This is a genomic window from Syntrophomonas sp. (genome assembly GCF_028707975.1).
In the GTDB taxonomy this organism is placed as follows: Bacteria; Bacillota; Syntrophomonadia; order Syntrophomonadales; family Syntrophomonadaceae; genus Syntrophomonas.
Genome location: NZ_JAQVZX010000150.1, coordinates 1 through 3,637, shown reverse-complemented (window position 1 = coordinate 3,637; position 3,637 = coordinate 1). Strand labels below are relative to the sequence as shown.

The window sequence follows — 3,637 nt, the reverse complement described above, 5'->3', positions numbered from 1 at the left end:
TCATATATCATCAGGTCGGTCTCTTCACAAAAGGCTTTCAGATGCGGATCAACACAGGAGTAGTGTTCTGTATCGGTTATGTAACAGCAGGAGCGGCCATCGTAATCCAGGCGGTAAGCCAGGCTGCCGTTGGGGTGGTTGGTATGTACCGTACGCAGGCGTATCTGCTCCCCTAGATCCAGTTCGCTCCCACTGTCCAACTCATGAAATTCAATGCTGGCTCCCATCTCCCCCAGGCTTACCGGGAAATGCTGGTAGGTCATTTGACCCTTCATTAAATCGGCAAAAGTTGAGTTTACCTTGCTCGGGCCATAGAGAATGAAGCGATTCCCCTTTATGAAAGCCGGGGCAAAAAAGGGGAAACCCTGGATATGATCCCAGTGGGTATGGGAAATGAAAATTTCCCCGCTTATTTGGCTTGGGCTTTTCAATAAATGCTGTCCCAGGTGATGAATCCCGGTACCGGCGTCCATAATAAAGAGACGCTGGCCAATCTGTACCTGCACACAGGAAGTATTCCCGCCATACTTAATAGTATGGGGACCCGGTACAGGAAGTGAACCTCTGACCCCCCAAAAAGTAATTTCAAAATCGCTTTTTGTCACTTCCCCAAAAACTCCTCCCGTAACTTGATATGGTTGTCTCCTTGGAATCCAAAGCGTTAGTAATGGGAAATAGTATGAAGAAAATGTCAATCTTGCTTCCAAGGTAAAAATTTTATTATAAAAGGATAATAACATAATAAAAGATATATGAATATAGCAGCTAACGGCTGGCTGAGCAGACGATGTCCAGCAGTTGCCCCTCCAGACGCAGGAATTCCGGGGAGGAAAAGCTGCGCATCTCTCCCAGGGCGACCGGAAGTTCACGAGCAATGACTGAGGGGGCGGGGGAGAGGATTATAATCCTGTCGGCCAGAAAAAGGGCTTCTTTTAAATCATGGGTGACCGCAATAATGGTGAAGTGTTTTTCCTGCCAGTGGAGATTGATGTCCTTCATAATGCTGGTTTTTACCGGTAGATCCAGGGAGGAAAAAGCTTCATCCAGAATGAGCAAATCCGGTTCCACCAGCAAAGCCCGGGCCAGGTTAACCCTTTGCTGCATTCCGCCGCTCAATTGGGCGGGAAAGTACCCGGCAAAACCACTCAGGCGAAGTTTCTCCAGAATACCGGAAATATCCCCCTTATCGTTGACAAAAAGGAGGTTGTCCTCTACTGTTCGCCAGGGAATCAGCCGTGGTTCCTGGAAAACGAAGCCCATTTGCTGCGAACTCAGCTCTATTTCTCCTGAAGAAGGTTTTTCCAGTCCCGCAATCAAGCGTAAAAAAGTTGTTTTGCCTGAACCGGAAGGCCCCAATAAAACGATCCGCTCCGATTCCTGGATAGTCAGGTTCCAGTTGTTTAATACGGAGAGAGCACCAAAGGATTTATGCAAAGACCTTACTTCTAAACGGGCACCCATAGTTTAGAAAGCCTCCCTGTTCCCATTTTAATCAGTCTCTCGGTTATAATGCCCAGCAATACGGCCAGGAGGGTATAAGCATAAACGGAAGGAGTATCAACAAAGCTACGAGCATCGAATATTTTTAGGCCCAGGCCGCTGTCTCCACAAAGATACTCTGCTACCAGTATAACCTTCCAGGCCTGCCCCAGGCTAACATCTATAATGGCTACAATAAAAGGAAGCAAGGAACCCAGGTAGATATCATGCATGATTTTCCTGGCCGGCACTTGATAAAGCCGGGCCATTTCCAGAAGCTTCTTATCCAGGTTGCGCACTCCGGATACAGTAGTAAGAACAGCTATGGGTAAAATAGACAAAAAGGCAATAAGTACGGGACCTTGCCAGTTCCTGCCCCAGGTAAAAAGGACCAGAGAAAGCCACGAAATAACCGGTACCGCCTGAATAACCATAACGATTGGCCGCGACATATCATACAAGGGTTCAAAGAGCCCGATAATCAAGCCCAGGGGCAGTCCCAAGAGCAAAACCAGGCCCAGGGCCATTAAAACCTTCCAGGCGGTTTGCAGCCCGGCCAGCAGAGTAGCCGGGCTGAGCAGCAACTGTAAGAAAATATGAAAGGTCTCTCCTGGAGTCGGCACAATAATACTCTTGTCCAAAACTACGGCCAGTAATTGCCACAAGAGGATAAAGACTATGATACCTGCGAGTGAGCGCAGTCCGGTTTTCATGAAGAATAAAAACCTTTATCCGGGAGTTTGGGTGTACCCTGGGGATAAAGCTCTTTCATTTTCTGCAGGTAGAATTCCACTTCCGGCCGTGACTTGCTGCTGTCGATGAATTCAAATTCGATGCGGCTCAGGGCTTTTTTCATTACCGGTTGCGGTATAGTAGGTAAAGTCTCGGCAGCAACAGCCAGGGCCTGGTCTACATTTTCGTTGCTCCAACGGGTGGAATCAGCAAAAATTCGGGCCAGTTCCTTAGTCTCCCGCGGGTATTTTTCCTGAAAATCACCGGCTACAAAAAGCCCGGCAACCGGGATTCTTTCCGGTTTACCCGTACTCTCGCCCCAGTACTTCTGGAAATCGAGAACAATTCTCCCGCTGTCACCGCTCATGGCCAGGGTAACGAAAGGTTCGGGCAAAGCCGCAAAATCAACCTTGCCAGCTTTGAACAGGGCCACTATCTCCTGAGGTGGAGCATAGAGTATCTTTACATCCTGATCGGGCTCTATTCCTTCCTTACTTAAGGCCGCTCGCATTATAACATCGGCGGTCTGTCCCCGGCCGTGAGCGGTATAAACCCTTTTGCCCGTCAGGGACTTCCAGCCCTCAAAAGGGGTGTCTTGGGTTGCCAGCAAATAAAAAACCTTCCACTCATGAACCCCCAGCATCTTGATATCGATTCCGCGGGCATAAATATTAGCGGCAGTGCTGATGGGCAATACCGCAAAATCCGCCTTTTTGGAGGCTAAAAGGGCCACTGCCTCATCAGTATCCTTCCAATACTGGAGTTTAATGGGCATATCGCTTTTTACCTGCTGGGAGCTAATGCCGGCTACCGGAATCACCGTAGGGCCCAGCGGGTTAATCAGGGTGATTTGAGCCGGTGGTTCCGGATCCAATCCGCCATGTTTCCAGAAAAGTAAGCCACCGGCCAGAAGCAGAACGAGAATCAGCAACCATACTCCTTTTTTCATTGACGAAAACCTCCTTTGTGTTTTTTGGTTATTATATTATATTTTGCAATATTTTGCTCAAAATACAGTAAAGATTCCACTACAAAAAGTTATTAATATTCATTGGCTTGTATAAATATATCGCTCAACTCCCTTAAAAGCGACCGAAGGGAGCATCAGTAGTGCCCGATAGGGTGCAACCTTAAAAGCGACCGAAGGGTATGTAGGGAACGACCCCCGTGTCGTTCCGAATCAGGCACAACAACCTTAATAGCGACTGCAAAGCATTGTAAGGGCGGTCTTCGACCGCCCGCTTTCACCATCGACAGCGTTTTGTATATTTATTCAACCCTTATGCCACAAAAGGGGTTTTTGCAGTGGAATCAATAAAATATATCAGAAGAACTATCCCCATGATATATGATATATTTTTATAGTAGAATACTAAAAACAGCCTGAAATCCTGTCGAATCTTATCCAGGCTTTTAAGGAGGATTA

At 47.6% G+C, this 3,637-nt stretch carries 4 protein-coding genes; all 4 read right to left on the bottom strand.

Translation table 11 applies throughout. The features are described from left to right. The coding region (locus PHP87_RS11450; RefSeq protein ID WP_299921487.1) for an MBL fold metallo-hydrolase at positions 1-605 on the bottom strand (605 nt) is incomplete at its 3' end. Between the two features lie 160 nt (positions 606-765). Continuing rightward, complete coding sequence (locus PHP87_RS11445; protein ID WP_299921486.1) at positions 766-1,461, bottom strand: ABC transporter ATP-binding protein; 696 nt, start codon at positions 1,459-1,461, stop codon at positions 766-768. After that, the gene (locus PHP87_RS11440; RefSeq protein ID WP_299921484.1) at positions 1,446-2,192 is read right to left on the bottom strand and encodes an ABC transporter permease; all 747 of its coding nucleotides are present in this window, start codon (positions 2,190-2,192) and stop codon (positions 1,446-1,448) included. The genes PHP87_RS11445 and PHP87_RS11440 overlap by 16 nt, the downstream gene beginning before the upstream one ends. Then, positions 2,189-3,160, bottom strand: a complete 972-nt coding sequence (locus PHP87_RS11435) for an ABC transporter substrate-binding protein (RefSeq protein WP_299921482.1) — start codon at positions 3,158-3,160, stop codon at positions 2,189-2,191. Before PHP87_RS11435 ends, PHP87_RS11440 begins: the two co-directional genes overlap by 4 nt. Positions 3,161-3,637: the final 477 nt, after the last annotated feature.